The organism is Pseudomonas sp. LBUM1668 (genome assembly GCF_059695715.1).
On the sequence record NZ_CP166787.1, the window covers coordinates 771,362 to 790,657 of the forward strand.

At 56.7% G+C, this 19,296-nt stretch carries 6 protein-coding genes, 2 tRNA genes and 3 rRNA genes; 10 read left to right on the forward strand and 1 reads right to left on the reverse strand.

Annotation, left to right across the window (positions count from 1 at the left end):
* Nucleotides 1-36: 36 nt before the first annotated feature.
* A complete protein-coding gene (locus ACA061_RS03355) occupies nucleotides 37-957 on the reverse strand; it encodes a LysR family transcriptional regulator (protein ID WP_210701095.1) in 921 nt (306 codons plus the stop codon).
* Between the two features lie 138 nt (nucleotides 958-1,095).
* On the opposite strand from ACA061_RS03355, the gene aptA reads away from it, so the two are divergent.
* From aptA to recD, 10 genes are all read left to right on the forward strand, one after another.
* Nucleotides 1,096-2,445, forward strand: a complete 1,350-nt coding sequence (gene aptA / locus ACA061_RS03360) for an omega-aminotransferase AptA (RefSeq protein ID WP_150617868.1) — start codon at nucleotides 1,096-1,098, stop codon at nucleotides 2,443-2,445.
* Between the two features lie 76 nt (nucleotides 2,446-2,521).
* Nucleotides 2,522-4,015 carry a CoA-acylating methylmalonate-semialdehyde dehydrogenase gene (locus ACA061_RS03365; protein ID WP_150617867.1) on the forward strand — a complete coding sequence of 498 codons (1,494 nt, stop codon included), beginning with the start codon at nucleotides 2,522-2,524 and terminating at the stop codon, nucleotides 4,013-4,015.
* 630 nt (nucleotides 4,016-4,645) lie between these two features.
* Nucleotides 4,646-6,182, forward strand: a 16S ribosomal RNA gene (locus ACA061_RS03370).
* Between the two features lie 82 nt (nucleotides 6,183-6,264).
* Nucleotides 6,265-6,341, forward strand: a tRNA-Ile gene (locus ACA061_RS03375).
* A gap of 30 nt (nucleotides 6,342-6,371) precedes the next feature.
* Nucleotides 6,372-6,447, forward strand: a tRNA-Ala gene (locus tag ACA061_RS03380).
* 248 nt (nucleotides 6,448-6,695) lie between these two features.
* Nucleotides 6,696-9,589, forward strand: a 23S ribosomal RNA gene (locus ACA061_RS03385).
* Between the two features lie 150 nt (nucleotides 9,590-9,739).
* A 5S ribosomal RNA gene (gene rrf / locus ACA061_RS03390) occupies nucleotides 9,740-9,855 on the forward strand.
* Together the 16S, 23S and 5S rRNA genes with 2 tRNA genes alongside form the textbook arrangement of a ribosomal RNA operon.
* 154 nt (nucleotides 9,856-10,009) lie before the next feature.
* Entirely contained in the window at nucleotides 10,010-13,462 is a 3,453-nt protein-coding gene (recC, locus tag ACA061_RS03395) for an exodeoxyribonuclease V subunit gamma (protein WP_497300584.1), read from the forward strand.
* On the forward strand, nucleotides 13,459-17,148 hold the full coding sequence (gene recB, locus ACA061_RS03400) for an exodeoxyribonuclease V subunit beta (protein WP_497300586.1): 3,690 nt from the start codon (nucleotides 13,459-13,461) through the stop codon (nucleotides 17,146-17,148). The genes recC and recB overlap by 4 nt, the downstream gene beginning before the upstream one ends.
* A complete protein-coding gene (recD, locus tag ACA061_RS03405) occupies nucleotides 17,145-19,253 on the forward strand; it encodes an exodeoxyribonuclease V subunit alpha (protein WP_497300588.1) in 2,109 nt (702 codons plus the stop codon). Before recB ends, recD begins: the two co-directional genes overlap by 4 nt.
* Nucleotides 19,254-19,296 lie beyond the last annotated feature (43 nt).

Sequence of the window (19,296 nt, forward strand, 5' to 3'; positions counted from 1 at the left end):
CTCTAGGGCCTAACGTGGCTGGGCGTTTGTTGGTTTTCAACGTGTTGCCGCCAGACTCTCCAGAAAGCTTTCCAGCACCAAATGAGGGCGCCGGCCCTTGCGCGTGACCGATGCCAGACTCAAATCATAAAAACGTGTATCGGCCTTGAGTGCGCGTAAACGCCCTTGCTGTACCCAAAGGCTGGCGTAATGATCCGGCAGATAACCAATGTAGCGCCCGGTCAGAATCAGAAACGCCATGCCCTCACGGTCGGAAGCGCTGGCGGTGCAGTTGAGCGCTTGATAGTGCGCCTGGATTTCCGCCGGCAAACGAAACGTTGGGGCAATGGCGTCCTGACTATTTAGGCGTTCGTCATCGAGTTGTTTGTCATCGACATAAAACAGTGGATGACCGACCGCGCAATAAAGTAGCGAACGCTCGCTGTACAGCGGCTGATACTCCAGGCCCGACAGCGCACTGGCCTGCGGCACTACGCCGACATGCAGGCGACCGTCCAGCACGCCTTGTTCGACTTCATTCGGCGCAATCATGCGGATCTGGATTTGCACATCCGGCCCGCGCTCCTTCAATTGGGCGAGGGCGTGAGTGATGCGCATGTGGGGCAGGGTGACCAGATTATCGGTCAGGCCGATGATCAGTTCGCCACGCAAGTGTTGGTGCAGGCCATTGACCTCGGTGCGAAAACTTTCCAGCGCACTCAATAGCTGCAGGGCTGATTGATAGACCTCGCGACCTTCTTCGGTCAGCGAGAATCCAGCGCGGCCACGCTGACATAAACGTAAACCGAGGCGTTGCTCCAGATCGCTCATTTGCTGGCTGATTGCCGAGCGCCCGATGCCGAGCACGGTTTCCGCTGCCGAGAAGCCGCCGGATTCCACCACGCTGCGAAAGATCCGCAGCAGGCGAATATCAAAGTCACTGACCTGGGCCAGCGGATCGGGACGGCGGCTGCTCATGTTTAATCGCTCAAAGTTTAGTGATGGTCTAACTGAAGGTTAGAAGAGTTGGATTTCACCGACTTTATCCGCGTGGCAATTTAGCTGCAACAACGACTTTTATCTCCCTGAAGCTTAAGCCCTGCGAGGTTTTGCCCGATGAACATGCCCGAAAACGCTCCGTCGCCACTGGCCAGCCAATTGAAGCTGGACGCGCACTGGATGCCGTACACCGCCAACCGTAACTTCCAGCGCGATCCGCGACTGATCGTTGGTGCCGAAGGCAGTTGGCTCATCGATGACAAAGGCCGCAAGGTGTACGACTCGCTGTCGGGTCTGTGGACCTGCGGCGCCGGGCATACCCGCAAGGAAATTCAGGAAGCGGTTTCGAAACAACTGGGCACCCTCGATTACTCGCCGGGTTTCCAGTACGGCCATCCGTTGTCCTTTCAACTGGCCGAAAAAATCACTGACCTGACCCCAGGCAACCTGAACCACGTGTTCTTCACCGACTCCGGCTCCGAGTGCGCCGACACGGCGGTGAAAATGGTCCGTGCCTACTGGCGTCTGAAAGGTCAGGCGACCAAGACCAAAATGATCGGTCGTGCCCGGGGTTATCACGGCGTAAACATCGCCGGCACCAGCCTCGGCGGCGTCAACGGCAACCGCAAGCTGTTCGGTCAGTCGATGATGGACGTCGATCACCTGCCGCACACGCTGCTGGCGAGCAATGCTTTCTCCCGTGGCATGCCGGAGCAGGGCGGTATCGCCTTGGCCGATGAGTTGCTGAAGCTGATCGAACTGCACGACGCGTCGAACATCGCCGCGGTGTTCGTTGAGCCGATGGCCGGTTCCGCAGGTGTGTTGGTGCCACCGCAGGGTTACCTGAAACGTCTGCGTGAAATCTGTGATCAGCACAACATCCTGCTGGTGTTCGACGAAGTGATCACCGGTTTCGGCCGCACCGGTTCGATGTTTGGTGCCGACAGCTTTGGCGTCACCCCGGACCTGATGTGCATCGCCAAACAAATCACCAACGGCGCGATCCCGATGGGCGCGGTGATTGCCAGTTCCGAGATCTATCAGACCTTCATGAACCAGGCGACCCCGGAATACGCCGTGGAATTCCCGCACGGCTACACCTACTCGGCGCACCCGGTGGCGTGCGCTGCTGGCCTGGCATCGCTGGATCTGCTGCAAAAGGAAAACCTGGTGCAAAGCGTCGCCGAAGTCGCGCCGCATTTCGAAAATGCGTTGCACGGTCTGAAAGGTTCGAAGAACGTCATCGACATCCGCAACTACGGCCTGGCCGGTGCGATTCAGATTGCCGGTCGTGATGGCGATGCCATCGTGCGTCCATTCGAAGCGGGCATGGCCCTGTGGAAGGCAGGGTTCTACGTGCGCTTCGGCGGCGACACCCTGCAGTTTGGCCCAACTTTCAACAGCAAGCCGCAAGACCTCGATCGTCTGTTCGACGCGGTCGGCGAAGTGCTGAACAAGCTCGACTGATTTTTCCTTCTATATATACCTACAAACGGCGGGTGCCCCTCGTGGGCATCCGCGGACAAGAATTCAGGAGTTTTCGATGAGCGTTATCCCGCATTTGATCAATGGTGAACTGGTGACCGAGAACGGTCGCGCGGTTGATGTATTCAACCCGGCTACCGGCCAGGCGATCCACAAACTGCCACTGGCCACCCGCGAGACCATCCAGAAAGCCATCGATGCCGCCAAGGCTGCGTTCCCGGCCTGGCGCAACACGCCGCCGGCCAAGCGTGCCCAGGTGATGTTCCGCTTCAAGCAACTGCTGGAGCAGAACGAAGCGCGCATCTCGCAATTGATCAGCGAAGAACACGGCAAGACCCTGGAAGACGCTGCCGGTGAACTGAAGCGCGGTATCGAGAACGTCGAATTCGCCTGCGCCGCCCCGGAAATCCTCAAGGGCGAGTACAGCCGCAACGTCGGCCCGAACATCGACGCATGGTCGGACTTCCAGCCGCTGGGCATTGTTGCCGGTATCACGCCGTTCAACTTCCCGGCCATGGTGCCGCTGTGGATGTACCCGCTGGCGATCGTCTGCGGCAACTGCTTTATCCTCAAACCGTCCGAGCGTGATCCGAGCTCCACGCTGCTGATCGCTCAGCTGCTGCTGGAAGCGGGCCTGCCAAAAGGCGTAATGAGCGTGGTGCACGGTGACAAGACCGCGGTAGACGCGTTGATCGAAGCGCCGGAAGTCAAAGCGCTGAGCTTCGTCGGTTCGACGCCGATTGCGGAATACATCTACGCCGAAGGCACCAAGCGCGGCAAACGCGTTCAGGCACTGGGCGGCGCGAAGAATCATGCGGTGCTGATGCCGGATGCAGATCTGGACAACGCGGTCAGCGCACTGATGGGCGCGGCTTACGGTTCCTGCGGTGAGCGTTGCATGGCGATTTCGGTAGCCGTGTGTGTGGGCGATCAAGTGGCGGATGCGCTGGTGGCCAAACTGGTTCCACAGATCAAGGCGCTGAAAATCGGTGCCGGCACTTCCTGCGGTCTGGACATGGGGCCGCTGGTTACCGGTCAGGCTCGCGACAAAGTCAGCGGTTATGTGGATGACGGCGTGGCGGCGGGCGCGACTCTGGTGGTCGACGGTCGTGGTCTGAGCGTGGCGGGCCATGAAGAAGGCTTCTTCTTGGGTGGCTGCCTGTTCGACAACGTCACCCCTGAGATGCGCATCTATAAAGAAGAGATCTTCGGTCCGGTGCTGTGCGTTGTTCGCGTCAACAGCCTGGAAGAGGCCATGCAACTGATCAACGATCACGAATACGGTAATGGCACCTGCATCTTCACCCGTGATGGTGAAGCGGCGCGTCTGTTCTGTGATGAGATTGAAGTCGGCATGGTTGGCGTCAACGTTCCTCTGCCGGTGCCGGTTGCTTATCACAGCTTCGGTGGCTGGAAGCGTTCGCTGTTCGGCGACCTGCATGCTTACGGCCCGGATGGCGTGCGCTTCTATACCCGTCGCAAGGCGATCACTCAGCGCTGGCCTCAGCGTGCGAGCCATGAGGCTTCGCAGTTCGCATTCCCTAGCTTATAAGTAGAAGGGCATGCAGAAGGCCGACCTTTTAAGGTCGGCCTTTGCGTTTTCGGGCTTTTTTGACTGATATGACAGAATTATGAAAATAGCGGTTGACGGCAGATTCCAGACGTCTATAATTCGCCCCACTTCCGGCGCAGTCGAAACGGAAAACTCCTTGAGATTCAATGAGTTAAGTAGGTTTCGAGAGCGGGTCGCTTCAGTTCATCGAAGCCTGGAGGGAGTTGAAAGAGCGGTGATGTTTGGCTCTTTTAACGGTTCGATCTTCTCGGTCGAAAGCGGAGAAAAAGAGGTGTTGACAACAGCGAGTAACGCTGTAGAATTCGCCTCCCGCTAACGAGAGATCGGAAGCGCAAGTGGTTGAAGTTGTTGAAGAATTCTTCGAAAACTTCTGAAAATAATCACTTGACAGCAAATGAGGCTGCTGTAGAATGCGCGCCTCGGTTGAGACGAAAGATCTTAACCAACCGCTCTTTAACAACTGAATCAAGCAATTCGTGTGGGTGCTTGTGGAGTCAGACTGATAGTCAACAAGATTATCAGCATCACAAGTTACTCCGCGAGAAATCAAAGATGTAACCAACGATTGCTGAGCCGAGTTTAGGGTTTCTTAAAAACCCAAAGATGTTTGAACTGAAGAGTTTGATCATGGCTCAGATTGAACGCTGGCGGCAGGCCTAACACATGCAAGTCGAGCGGATGACAGGAGCTTGCTCCTGAATTCAGCGGCGGACGGGTGAGTAATGCCTAGGAATCTGCCTGGTAGTGGGGGACAACGTTTCGAAAGGAACGCTAATACCGCATACGTCCTACGGGAGAAAGCAGGGGACCTTCGGGCCTTGCGCTATCAGATGAGCCTAGGTCGGATTAGCTAGTTGGTGAGGTAATGGCTCACCAAGGCGACGATCCGTAACTGGTCTGAGAGGATGATCAGTCACACTGGAACTGAGACACGGTCCAGACTCCTACGGGAGGCAGCAGTGGGGAATATTGGACAATGGGCGAAAGCCTGATCCAGCCATGCCGCGTGTGTGAAGAAGGTCTTCGGATTGTAAAGCACTTTAAGTTGGGAGGAAGGGCATTAACCTAATACGTTAGTGTTTTGACGTTACCGACAGAATAAGCACCGGCTAACTCTGTGCCAGCAGCCGCGGTAATACAGAGGGTGCAAGCGTTAATCGGAATTACTGGGCGTAAAGCGCGCGTAGGTGGTTTGTTAAGTTGGATGTGAAATCCCCGGGCTCAACCTGGGAACTGCATTCAAAACTGACAAGCTAGAGTATGGTAGAGGGTGGTGGAATTTCCTGTGTAGCGGTGAAATGCGTAGATATAGGAAGGAACACCAGTGGCGAAGGCGACCACCTGGACTGATACTGACACTGAGGTGCGAAAGCGTGGGGAGCAAACAGGATTAGATACCCTGGTAGTCCACGCCGTAAACGATGTCAACTAGCCGTTGGGAGCCTTGAGCTCTTAGTGGCGCAGCTAACGCATTAAGTTGACCGCCTGGGGAGTACGGCCGCAAGGTTAAAACTCAAATGAATTGACGGGGGCCCGCACAAGCGGTGGAGCATGTGGTTTAATTCGAAGCAACGCGAAGAACCTTACCAGGCCTTGACATCCAATGAACTTTCCAGAGATGGATTGGTGCCTTCGGGAACATTGAGACAGGTGCTGCATGGCTGTCGTCAGCTCGTGTCGTGAGATGTTGGGTTAAGTCCCGTAACGAGCGCAACCCTTGTCCTTAGTTACCAGCACGTAATGGTGGGCACTCTAAGGAGACTGCCGGTGACAAACCGGAGGAAGGTGGGGATGACGTCAAGTCATCATGGCCCTTACGGCCTGGGCTACACACGTGCTACAATGGTCGGTACAAAGGGTTGCCAAGCCGCGAGGTGGAGCTAATCCCATAAAACCGATCGTAGTCCGGATCGCAGTCTGCAACTCGACTGCGTGAAGTCGGAATCGCTAGTAATCGTGAATCAGAATGTCACGGTGAATACGTTCCCGGGCCTTGTACACACCGCCCGTCACACCATGGGAGTGGGTTGCACCAGAAGTAGCTAGTCTAACCTTCGGGAGGACGGTTACCACGGTGTGATTCATGACTGGGGTGAAGTCGTAACAAGGTAGCCGTAGGGGAACCTGCGGCTGGATCACCTCCTTAATCGACGACATCAGCTGCTCCATGAGCTCCCACACGAATTGCTTGATTCATTGAAGAAGACGATAAGAAGCAGCCCGAAATTGGGTCTGTAGCTCAGTTGGTTAGAGCGCACCCCTGATAAGGGTGAGGTCGGCAGTTCGAATCTGCCCAGACCCACCAATTTTGTGTGGGAAACGCCTGTAGAAATACGGGGCCATAGCTCAGCTGGGAGAGCGCCTGCCTTGCACGCAGGAGGTCAACGGTTCGATCCCGTTTGGCTCCACCACTACTGCTTCTGACGTATGAAAGCTTAGAAATGAGCATTCCATTGAAAGATGGTGAATGTTGATTTCTAGTCTTTGATTAGATCGTTCTTTAAAAATTTGGGTATGTGATAGAAAGATAGACTGAACGTTACTTTCACTGGTAACGGATCAGGCTAAGGTAAAATTTGTGAGTTACTCTGAATTGAGTATTATCGAATTTTCGGCGAATGTCGTCTTCACAGTATAACCAGATTGCTTGGGGTTATATGGTCAAGTGAAGAAGCGCATACGGTGGATGCCTTGGCAGTCAGAGGCGATGAAAGACGTGGTAGCCTGCGAAAAGCTTCGGGGAGTCGGCAAACAGACTTTGATCCGGAGATGTCTGAATGGGGGAACCCAGCCATCATAAGATGGTTATCTTGTACTGAATACATAGGTGCAAGAGGCGAACCAGGGGAACTGAAACATCTAAGTACCCTGAGGAAAAGAAATCAACCGAGATTCCCTTAGTAGTGGCGAGCGAACGGGGACTAGCCCTTAAGTGGCTTTGAGATTAGCGGAACGCTCTGGAAAGTGCGGCCATAGTGGGTGATAGCCCTGTACGCGAAAATCTCTTGGTCATGAAATCGAGTAGGACGGAGCACGAGAAACTTTGTCTGAATATGGGGGGACCATCCTCCAAGGCTAAATACTACTGACTGACCGATAGTGAACTAGTACCGTGAGGGAAAGGCGAAAAGAACCCCGGAGAGGGGAGTGAAATAGATCCTGAAACCGTATGCGTACAAGCAGTGGGAGCAGACTTTGTTCTGTGACTGCGTACCTTTTGTATAATGGGTCAGCGACTTATTTTCAGTGGCGAGCTTAACCGAATAGGGGAGGCGTAGCGAAAGCGAGTCTTAATAGGGCGTCTAGTCGCTGGGAATAGACCCGAAACCGGGCGATCTATCCATGGGCAGGTTGAAGGTTGGGTAACACTAACTGGAGGACCGAACCGACTACCGTTGAAAAGTTAGCGGATGACCTGTGGATCGGAGTGAAAGGCTAATCAAGCTCGGAGATAGCTGGTTCTCCTCGAAAGCTATTTAGGTAGCGCCTCATGTATCACTGTAGGGGGTAGAGCACTGTTTCGGCTAGGGGGTCATCCCGACTTACCAAACCGATGCAAACTCCGAATACCTACAAGTGCCGAGCATGGGAGACACACGGCGGGTGCTAACGTCCGTCGTGAAAAGGGAAACAACCCAGACCGTCAGCTAAGGTCCCAAAGTTATGGTTAAGTGGGAAACGATGTGGGAAGGCTTAGACAGCTAGGAGGTTGGCTTAGAAGCAGCCACCCTTTAAAGAAAGCGTAATAGCTCACTAGTCGAGTCGGCCTGCGCGGAAGATGTAACGGGGCTCAAACCATACACCGAAGCTACGGGTATCATCTTAGGATGATGCGGTAGAGGAGCGTTCTGTAAGCCTGTGAAGGTGAGTTGAGAAGCTTGCTGGAGGTATCAGAAGTGCGAATGCTGACATGAGTAACGACAATGGGTGTGAAAAACACCCACGCCGAAAGACCAAGGTTTCCTGCGCAACGTTAATCGACGCAGGGTTAGTCGGTCCCTAAGGCGAGGCTGAAAAGCGTAGTCGATGGAAAACAGGTTAATATTCCTGTACTTCTGGTTATTGCGATGGAGGGACGGAGAAGGCTAGGCCAGCTTGGCGTTGGTTGTCCAAGTTTAAGGTGGTAGGCTGGAATCTTAGGTAAATCCGGGATTCTAAGGCCGAGAGCTGATGACGAGTCATCTTTTAGATGACGAAGTGGTTGATGCCATGCTTCCAAGAAAAGCTTCTAAGCTTCAGGTAACCAGGAACCGTACCCCAAACCGACACAGGTGGTTGGGTAGAGAATACCAAGGCGCTTGAGAGAACTCGGGTGAAGGAACTAGGCAAAATGGCACCGTAACTTCGGGAGAAGGTGCGCCGGTGAGGGTGAAGGACTTGCTCCGTAAGCTCATGCCGGTCGAAGATACCAGGCCGCTGCGACTGTTTATTAAAAACACAGCACTCTGCAAACACGAAAGTGGACGTATAGGGTGTGACGCCTGCCCGGTGCCGGAAGGTTAATTGATGGGGTTAGCTAACGCGAAGCTCTTGATCGAAGCCCCGGTAAACGGCGGCCGTAACTATAACGGTCCTAAGGTAGCGAAATTCCTTGTCGGGTAAGTTCCGACCTGCACGAATGGCGTAACGATGGCGGCGCTGTCTCCACCCGAGACTCAGTGAAATTGAAATCGCTGTGAAGATGCAGTGTATCCGCGGCTAGACGGAAAGACCCCGTGAACCTTTACTATAGCTTTGCACTGGACTTTGAATTTGCTTGTGTAGGATAGGTGGGAGGCTTTGAAGCGTGGACGCCAGTTCGCGTGGAGCCAACCTTGAAATACCACCCTGGCAACTTTGAGGTTCTAACTCAGGTCCGTTATCCGGATCGAGGACAGTGTATGGTGGGTAGTTTGACTGGGGCGGTCTCCTCCTAAAGAGTAACGGAGGAGTACGAAGGTGCGCTCAGACCGGTCGGAAATCGGTCGTAGAGTATAAAGGCAAAAGCGCGCTTGACTGCGAGACAGACACGTCGAGCAGGTACGAAAGTAGGTCTTAGTGATCCGGTGGTTCTGTATGGAAGGGCCATCGCTCAACGGATAAAAGGTACTCCGGGGATAACAGGCTGATACCGCCCAAGAGTTCATATCGACGGCGGTGTTTGGCACCTCGATGTCGGCTCATCACATCCTGGGGCTGAAGCCGGTCCCAAGGGTATGGCTGTTCGCCATTTAAAGTGGTACGCGAGCTGGGTTTAGAACGTCGTGAGACAGTTCGGTCCCTATCTGCCGTGGACGTTTGAGATTTGAGAGGGGCTGCTCCTAGTACGAGAGGACCGGAGTGGACGAACCTCTGGTGTTCCGGTTGTCACGCCAGTGGCATTGCCGGGTAGCTATGTTCGGGAAAGATAACCGCTGAAAGCATCTAAGCGGGAAACTTGCCTCAAGATGAGATCTCACTGGAACCTTGAGTTCCCTAAAGGGCCGTCGAAGACTACGACGTTGATAGGTTGGGTGTGTAAGCGCTGTGAGGCGTTGAGCTAACCAATACTAATTGCCCGTGAGGCTTGACCATATAACACCCAAGCAATTTGCGTCGAAAGGCCAGATTGCGGTGTGTGAAGACGAAACGAACCGAAAGTTCGATGTTCACAAACACCGAAAGCTATCACATACCCAATTTGCTGAAGCGAGGCCGACTGGTCACGACTCAGTACCCGAATTTCTTGACGACCATAGAGCGTTGGAACCACCTGATCCCATCCCGAACTCAGCAGTGAAACGATGCATCGCCGATGGTAGTGTGGGGTTTCCCCATGTGAGAGTAGGTCATCGTCAAGATTAAATTCCGAAACCCCAATTGCGAAAGCAGTTGGGGTTTTGTTTTGCCCGCAGGAAAGTTCTTACAGCATTCACGGACGTCGTCCGGCTGTCATAGCCTGCCGACAATGCTAAGGTTCTGACCTGGTTTTCGTACTTTTCCAAGGAAGTCTTTATGCCGGACGCCCAGTCCCTCAACGCTGCATTCATGGTGGTTCAGAGCAATAGCCTGGACGAACTGCGCAGCTTGGTGGTCAGCATCATGCGGCGCTATCCGCTGGCTCCCTTGGAGAACGAAATTGCGTTGGTGCAGAGTAACGGTATCGCACAATGGCTAAAACTGGCCCTGGCTGAAGACCCAGAAGAAGGCGACCTCGGTGGCTGCGGCATCGCCGCGGCGATTGATGTGCAACTGCCTGGTAGCTTCATGTGGCAGCTCTACCGCATGGTTTTGGGACGTGAAGAAATTCCGGCCAAATCCCTGCTCGATAAAGCGCCACTGACCTGGCGCCTCATGCGTTTGCTACCCCAGGTCATCGACCGCGCGCATTTCGAGCCGTTGCAACGCTTCCTCACCCACGACACTGATTTGCGCAAGCGTTATCAATTGTCTGAGCGTCTAGCGGATCTTTTCGACCAATACCAGGTGTATCGGGCTGACTGGCTTGAGGATTGGGCCGAAGGGCGGCATCAATTGCGTAACGTCAGAGGCGAAGTAAAACCACTGCCGGAGACCAGTTGCTGGCAAGCCGAATTGTGGCGTGCACTACTGAATGACGTGGGTGAACAAGGCATGGCGCAGAGTCGCGCCGGCGTTCACCAGCGATTCATCGAGCGTATCAACAACCTTGCGAAGGCTCCTGCTGGACTGCCATCGCGAGTGATCGTTTTCGGGATTTCGTCGTTACCGGCCCAAGTCCTTGAAGCGCTGGCCGGACTCGCGCGTTTCAGTCAGGTTCTGTTGTGTGTGCATAACCCTTGCCGTCACCACTGGGCCGATATCGTCGCCGACAAGGATTTGCTGCGTCACCAGTACAAGCGACAGTCCCGCAAGAGCGGAATGCCCGTCGTGCTGGATCCCGAAACACTGCACCAACATGCCCATCCATTATTGGCAGCATGGGGTAAGCAAGGTCGCGACTACATCAACCTGCTCGACAGTTACGACGATCCGAACAGCTACCGCGCCGCATTTCGAGATGGCCGCATTGACCTGTTCAGCGAATCTGAGCCACACAATCTGCTCAATCAACTTCAGGACGATATCCTGGAGCTGCGTCCACTCAACGAGACCCGCGAGCACTGGCCGGCTGTTGATCTCAATGAAGACGACTCGATCCGTTTTCATATTGCCCACAGCGCTCAGCGCGAAGTGGAAATCCTGCATGACCAGCTACTGGCGCGCTTCAGTGCCAATCCCGATCTGCGCCCTCGCGATGTGATCGTAATGGTGCCGGATGTCGACAGTTATGCACCGCATATACGCGCGGTGTTTGGTCAACTCGACCGGTATGACCCACGCTTCATTCCCTTCACATTGGCGGATCAGGGGCAGCGTGGCCGCGACCCATTACTGATCGCGGTCGAGCACCTGCTCAAGCTGCCGGACAGTCGTTTCCCCGTCAGCGAAATCCTCGACCTGCTCGACGTTCCGGCATTGCGTGCCCGGTTCGGCGTAGAAGAGCGGGACCTGCCAACACTGCATCGCTGGATCGAAGGGGCGGGCGTCCGTTGGGGTATGAACGCCGAGCAACGTGCCGGGCTCGGCCTGCCGGATGAACTTGAGCAGAACAGCTGGCATTTCGGCCTGCGCCGAATGCTCTTGGGTTACGCCGTCGGTAGCGCCAACGCCTGCTCAGGGATCGAACCTTATGATGAAATTGGCGGCCTGGATGCCGCATTGATCGGGCCGTTGGTGGCATTGCTTGATGCTCTGGAACTCGCCCATCAGCAGCTCATGCAACCGGCTCAACCCAAAGAATGGGGGCAGCGACTACAAGCGCTGATGCAGCTGTTCTTCAAAGCCAGTAATGAACATGACGACTACTTGCTAACCCAACTGGAAGAGCTTCGCGAAACCTGGCTGGAGACCTGTGAGACGGTAGGTCTGGTAGATGAACTGCCGCTGACGGTCGTCCGTGAAGCCTGGCTCGCCGGACTGGATCAGGGGCGTTTGTCTCAGCGCTTCCTGGCCGGTGCGGTGAACTTTTGTACGTTGATGCCGATGCGCGCCATACCCTTCAAGCTGGTCTGTTTGTTGGGGATGAACGACGGCGATTACCCTCGCGCGCAGCCCCCGCTGGACTTCGATCTGATGGGCAGCGACTACCGTCCTGGAGACCGCTCTCGGCGAGAAGATGACCGCTATCTGTTGCTCGAGGCGCTCCTGTCGGCACGTGATCAGCTCTATATCAGTTGGGTCGGCCGCAGCATTCGCGACAACAGCGAGCGACCGGCGTCGGTGCTGATTGGCCAGTTGCGTGATCACCTCGCCAGCGGCTGGCGATTGATCGACGAAAGCCAGGATCTGTTAGGCGCCATGACCGAAGAGCATCCGCTGCAGCCGTTTAGTGCGCGCTATTTCCATGAAGGCGATCAATTGTTCAGCTATGCCAGTGAGTGGCAGGTGTTGCATCAACAGCATGCGCCCCAAGCCCACGCAGAATTGCTCACGCCCTACATTCAGGAAGAACCTCTGAGCCTAGCCCTGCTACAGGATTTCCTGCGTAACCCGACACGACATTTTTTTACCCAACGACTCAAGGTGTATTTCGAAGCCGCCGAAGCTCCGCTGGCCGATGAAGAACCTTTTGTGCTGGACGCATTGCAGCGCTATACGCTCAGCGACAGCCTGCTCGAAGCCGCTCTCATGCAACCGGACAATATCGATCAGGCACTCGAGGCTCAGGCCCGAAGGCTGCAAAACAGCGGATTGCTGCCCATGGCGGGTTTTGGCGAATGCTTGCAGAGGGAACTGATCGAACCGCTCCCTGACCTGTTGCAGCGTTATCAACAGCTACTGACGTTGTGGCCGACACCGGTGACTAGCGCGATCCCGGTTAATCTCGATTTTCAGGGGTTGCGGCTTGAAGGCTGGCTCGCAGGCCTGCATCAGCGCGCTGATGGTGGCCTGTTAGCCGTCACGACCATTCCCAACAGCATCGGCTCGATCAAAAGTCGTAAGTGGCATCGGTTGACCAAACCGTGGGTCAATCATCTTGCCGCCTGCGCCAGCGGACTTTCACTGACCACGGCATTGGTCGCCAGTGACGACACATTGCTGCTGGAGCCGATGGAACAAGCCCGCGCGTTTAGCTTCCTTGGCGATTTACTCCTCGCCTGGCAGGCCGGCATGCGCCAACCATTGCCGATTGCGGTAAAGACCGCATTTGCCTGGCTGTCGCAGACCGATCCAGTCAAAGCCGACGCTGCTGCCCGTAAAGCCTACGAAGGTGACGGGCAGACCAGCGAGGGCGAACGCCGTGAAAGCCCGGCATTGTCCCGACAATTTGCCGACTTCGACGCATTACTCACGGATGAGACGTTCTCCGGTTGGTGCGACACCCTGTACCGCCCCCTGCATGAGGCCCCTTGGCGGTCATTGTCCAGCGAAGGTCCACGCTCATGAGCACGAAGACACCGCTGGCCCTGGCGTTCCCTCTGCGTGGCAGCCAGTTGATCGAAGCGAGTGCCGGTACCGGCAAAACCTTCACCATTTCTGCGCTCTATCTGCGGCTCATCCTCGGGCACGGCGGCGAATCGAGCGGGTTTTCCCGCGAATTGTTGCCTCCGCAGATCCTCGTGGTGACGTTCACCGACGCCGCGACCAAAGAGCTGCGCGAGCGAATTCGTACGCGACTGGCGGAGGCGGCGAGGTTTTTCCGCGACGAGACTCCAGCACCTGATGGATTGATCGCTGATCTGCGCAATCAATTCGATCCTCAGCAATGGCCCGGCTGTGCCAACCGCCTTGATATTGCCGCGCAATGGATGGATGAAGCCGCCGTCTCGACCATCCACAGCTGGTGTCAGCGCATGCTGCGCGAGCATGCGTTCGACAGCGGCAGCCTGTTTACTCAATCCCTGGAAACCGATCACAGCGATTTGCTGGGTGAAGTGCTGCGCGATTACTGGCGGCTGTTCTGTTACCCGATGCAGGGTGATGCGCTGAATTGGGTTCGTAGCAACTGGGGTGGACCTGCAGCGTTGCTACCCCGAGTGCGTGGACTGTTCGCCAGTGAGCGCGACAGCGATGAAGGCAAGGCACCCGCTGAGCTGATCGAGGAGTGTTTGCAGGAGCGCCGCTCGGCATTGATCGAGTTGAAGATACCTTGGCGTCAATGGGCGGACGAGTTGCTCGCCATCTGTCATCAAGGCGTTGCCAGCAAGACTGTCGATGGTCGCAAGATGCAGGCGCGTTACTTCGAGCCTTGGTTCGAGAAGCTCAAGGCTTGGGCCGAAGACGAGTCTTTGGAACAGCTCGACATCGGTACCGGCTTCACCCGACTGACCCCCGACGGCATGGCCGAAGCCTGGAAGGGGCAGGCCCCGGATCATCCGGGGCTCGATGCCATGCCGGGGCTCAAGTCGAGTCTTGATTCTTTGCCAACGCCTGATGCCGCTGTCCTGCAGCACGCCGCCAAATGGGTCGGCGCGCGCTTCGAAGAAGAGAAGCGCCGTCGTGCCGAAATGGGTTTCGACGACATGCTGCTACGCCTGGATGCCGCGCTGCAATCCGACGGTGGCGAGCGTCTGGCAACGTTGATCCGCGAGCAATTCCCGGTCGCTTTGATCGACGAGTTCCAAGACACCGACCCGGTGCAATACCGCATCTTCGAAAGCATCTATCGCATCGAAGACAACCACCCCGATACCGGTTTGTTTCTGATCGGCGATCCCAAGCAGGCGATTTACGCTTTCCGCGGTGCGGACATCTACACCTATTTACGTGCCCGTCAGGCCACCACCGGCAGACTGCATACGCTGGGCACCAATTTCCGCTCCAGTCACGGCATGGTCAAAGCGGTCAATCATGTATTCGAACGCGCCGAGTCCCGCGAGCTGGGTCGCGGCGCGTTTTTGTTCCGGGAGAAAAACGGCGAGAACCCGGTGCCGTTTCAACCGGTGGAATCGCAAGGGCGTAAAGAGAAACTGCAGATTGCCGGACAAGACATTGGCGCATTGAATGTCTGGCACTTGTCCACAGATCAACCGCTGTCGGGAGCGGTTTACAGACAACAGTTGGCGGCTGCCTGCGCCAGCGAAATAACGGCATTGCTTAATGGCGGGCAAAACGGCAGCGCGGGGTTTGTTCAGGACGGTGAAGATTTCAGAGGGCTGCGGCCTTCGGATATCGCGATCCTCGTCCGTGACGGTAAAGAGGCTCAAGCGGTTCGCGGCGAGCTTGCCGCCCGCGGTGTGCGAAGCGTTTATCTGTCGGACAAGGATTCGGTGTTTGCAGCCCAAGAGGCTCACGACGTGCTGTCCTGGCTCAAAGCCTGCGCCGAGCCGGATGTCGAACGTTCGCTCAAAGCCGCGCTGGCCTGTATCACCCTGAACTTGCCACTGGTTGAACTGGAGCGGCTGAATCAGGACGAACTGGTTTGGGAAGCTCGAGTCATGCAGTTTCGTGGCTATCGCGAACTCTGGCGCAAGCAAGGCGTGCTGCCGATGCTGCGTCGCCTGCTTCACGACTTCCATTTGCCACAGACTTTGATGACACGCAGCGATGGCGAGCGGGTGCTGACCAACCTTCTTCACCTGTCCGAACTGATGCAACAGGCCGCCGCAGAGCTGGACGGCGAGCAAGCGCTGATCCGTCATCTGGCCGAGCTTCTGGCGTTGTCGGGGCAGGCCGGTGAAGAGCAGATCCTGCGCCTGGAAAGTGACGAGCAACTGGTCAAAGTCGTGACCATCCACAAGTCCAAAGGCCTTGAGTATCCACTGGTGTTCCTGCCGTTCATCTGCTCGGCGAAACCCGTGGACGGCAGTCGATTGCCGCTGCATTACCACGACGCTACGGGCAAGGCTCAGGTGAGTCTCAAGCCGACCGTCGAGTTGATTGCGCAAGCGGACGAAGAGCGTCTCGCCGAGGATCTGCGTCTGCTCTATGTCGCGCTGACTCGCGCGCAACATGCCTGCTGGTTGGGCGTGACGGATCTGAAACGCGGCAATAACAACAGCTCGGTGCTGCACCTTTCTGCGCTGGGCTATCTGCTGGGTGGCGGTGCCTCTCTGGGTGAATCCAGTGGACTCAACCGTTGGTTGCAAGACTTGCAACAAGACTGCCCGGCTATCGACATCGGCGAAATGCCGCAACCCACCGACGAGCATTACCAGCCTCCGCGCAATGACGCCGTTCTCAGTGCCACGTTGCTGCCCAAGCGCAAGGCCAGTGAAAACTGGTGGATCGCGTCCTATAGCGCGCTGCGCATCAGTGATGTGCTGAGTGTCGGCAGTGATGAAGCCCCCGACAGCCCGCAAGCTCAAAAGCTTTTCGATGACGAACGCCTCGACCCGGATGCACCGCGAGAGATTACAACCGGCGGCGCCGATATCCATCGCTTTCCCCGCGGCCCCAATCCGGGAACGTTTCTTCACGGTTTGCTGGAGTGGGCGGGTGATGACGGTTTCGCCGTTTCCCGCGAGGCGCTGGAGGATGCAATTGGCCGGCGCTGCAACCTGCGTGGCTGGGAAGGCTGGATCACCACCCTCAGTGACTGGTTGCAACACCTGCTCAAGTCGCCACTGCCAATCGCTGGCGGGCAGCCACCGGTGATTCTCGAACAACTGACTCAGTACCGTGTCGAGATGGAGTTCTGGTTCGCCAGCCATAAAGTCGACGTGCTGAAACTCGACGAACTGGTACGCCAATTCACCCACAACGGTGTGGCCCGGGTTGGTGCAGAACCGGTGCAACTCAACGGCATGTTCAAAGGCTTCATCGATCTGACTTTTGAACACGATGGCCGCTATTACGTGGCCGACTACAAGTCCAACTGGCTGGGTGTGGACGATCTGGCCTATACCGAGCAGGCCATGGAACAATCGATTCTGGACAACCGCTACGACCTGCAATACGTGTTGTATCTGTTGGCGTTGCATCGTCAGCTCAAGGCACGTTTGCCCGACTACGATTACGACCGGCATGTTGGCGGAGCGTTGTACCTGTTCTTGCGTGGCACTCGCTCAGACAGCCGTGGTGTGTATTTTGCCCGACCGCCTCGTGAGTTGATCGAGCGTCTCGACCGGATGTTCCAGGGCAAACCCGAACCCAAAGCCGAACCCGCATGGGAACAGGGAGTCCTGCTATGAGCCGCACGTTTGCCGATCTGTTGCCGACACCGCTGGCAGCCGACAGCCTGTCGAGACTTTCGCCCCTGACAAGTGCCGATGACTTGCTGTTGTTGCTCACCCGTTGGGTCGAGCGTGGCTGGCTGCGTGCGTTGGACAAGGCATTCGTTGCATTTCTTCACGAGCTTGAACCCGATACCGATCCGTTGGTGCTGCTCGCTGCGGCGTTGACCAGTCACCAACTCGGCCACGGTCATGTTTGTCTGGATTTGTTCGAAACCCTTAAAGCCCCCGATTTTGCCTTGTCGCTGCCACCCGAAGGCGACGTGCAAGGGGGCGTGTTGTTGCTGCCTTCACAATTGCTTGAAGCGCTCGATGGCGCACATTGGTGCAAGGCGTTGGCGGGCAGCGGCCTGGTCGCGCTGGCAGCCGATACCAGCGAAGCCGCGCAGAATCGCCCACTGGTGTTGTCCGGAAAACGTTTATACCTGCGGCGCTACTGGGCTTACGAACGCCGCATCGATACGGCGTTGCGCCAGCGTCTCGCCCAAGGCGAGGCGACGCCGGATGATCTGCCGCAACGGCTCGATGAACTGTTCGGGGTGGCTAAAACCGATGAGGTGATCGACTGGCAGAAACTCGCCTGTGCCCTCGCTACCCGCGGTGCATTCAGTATCGTCACCGGTGGCCCGGGCACCGGCAAAACCACCACAGTGGTGCGCTTGCTCGCGTTGCTGCAAGCGCCAGCGGTGGAGGCTGGTCATCCGCTGCGAATACGCTTGGCTGCACCGACAGGCAAAGCGGCTGCGCGATTGACCGAATCCATCAGCCAACAAGTGCAATCACTGAAAGTCGCCGAAGACGTACGCGCAAAAATCCCCTGCGACGTGACCACTGTGCACCGCTTGCTGGGCAGTCGTCCCGGTACGCGACACTTCCGCCACCATGCCGGCAACCGTTTACCGCTGGATGTGCTGGTGGTCGACGAAGCGTCGATGATCGACCTGGAAATGATGGCCAACCTGCTCGACGCCCTGCCGGCCCATGCACGTCTGGTGCTGCTGGGTGACAAGGATCAGTTGGCGTCAGTAGAGGCCGGCGCCGTGTTGGGGGATTTGTGCCGTGACGCTGAAAGCGGTTGGTATAGCCCGCAGACTCGGCAATGGCTGGAGTCGGTCAGCGGTGAATCGTTGCAGGCCAGCGGCTTGCATGAAGACCTCGACGACTCCCATCCGCTGGCGCAACAAGTGGTGATGTTGCGTCACTCGCGGCGCTTCGGCGAAGGGAGCGGTATCGGCCAGCTCGCACGCCGGGTCAATCAGCAGTTGCCGGATGAGGCGCGTCAGTTGCTGGTAGCGGGGCACTATGACGATGTGTATTCGTTGCCGCTCAAGGGCGAGCACGATCACCAGTTCGAGCGACTCTTGCTTGAGGGCCATGGCGATGGACCGCAAGGCTATCGGCATTATCTGAGCATGCTGCGTGATCAGCGTCCACCGCTCGGCAGGCCGCTCGAGCACCCGGACTGGGTCAACTGGGCCCGGGAGGTCTTGCAGGCATTCGACACCTTCCAGCTGTTGTGTGCGGTGCGCAAGGGGCCGTGGGGTGTGGAAGGTTTGAACCAGCGCATCACAGCTGCGTTGCTCAAGGCGCGCCTGATCGACAACGACCAGCAATGGTACGAAGGTCGACCAGTGCTGATGACTCGCAATGACTACGGTCTGGGCCTGATGAACGGTGATATCGGCATTGCCCTCAAACTGCCCGAGCGCGAGGGTCCTGACGCCGGCAAACCGGTGCTGCGAGTGGCTTTTCCGCGCAACGATGGCCAGGGTGGCGTGCGCTTTGTGTTGCCGAGTCGTTTGAATGATGTTGAAACCGTCTACGCGATGACCGTACACAAATCTCAGGGGTCGGAATTCGCCCATACCGCATTGATCCTGCCGGACGCCTTGAACCCCGTGCTGACCAAGGAGCTGATTTATACCGGCATCACCCGGGCCAAGCACTGGTTCACCTTGATCGAACCGCGTGCCGGAGTTTTTGAAGAGGCCGTGCAGCGCAAGGTAAAACGCTTGAGCGGGTTGATGCTGGAACTGGAGGAGAGCGCCGAGCCCCGAGGATGAAGGTTTCGGTGGATGAGGCTGAGTACTGACCATCCGGTCAGGA

Coding starts and splice junctions, on each gene's coding strand:
- ACA061_RS03355 (WP_210701095.1), bottom strand. CDS start 957: ATGAGCAGCCGCCGTCCCGATCCGCTGGCCCAGGTCAGTGACTTTGAT.
- aptA (WP_150617868.1), top strand. CDS start 1,096: ATGAACATGCCCGAAAACGCTCCGTCGCCACTGGCCAGCCAATTGAAG.
- ACA061_RS03365 (WP_150617867.1), top strand. CDS start 2,522: ATGAGCGTTATCCCGCATTTGATCAATGGTGAACTGGTGACCGAGAAC.
- recC (WP_497300584.1), top strand. CDS start 10,010: ATGCCGGACGCCCAGTCCCTCAACGCTGCATTCATGGTGGTTCAGAGC.
- recB (WP_497300586.1), top strand. CDS start 13,459: ATGAGCACGAAGACACCGCTGGCCCTGGCGTTCCCTCTGCGTGGCAGC.
- recD (WP_497300588.1), top strand. CDS start 17,145: ATGAGCCGCACGTTTGCCGATCTGTTGCCGACACCGCTGGCAGCCGAC.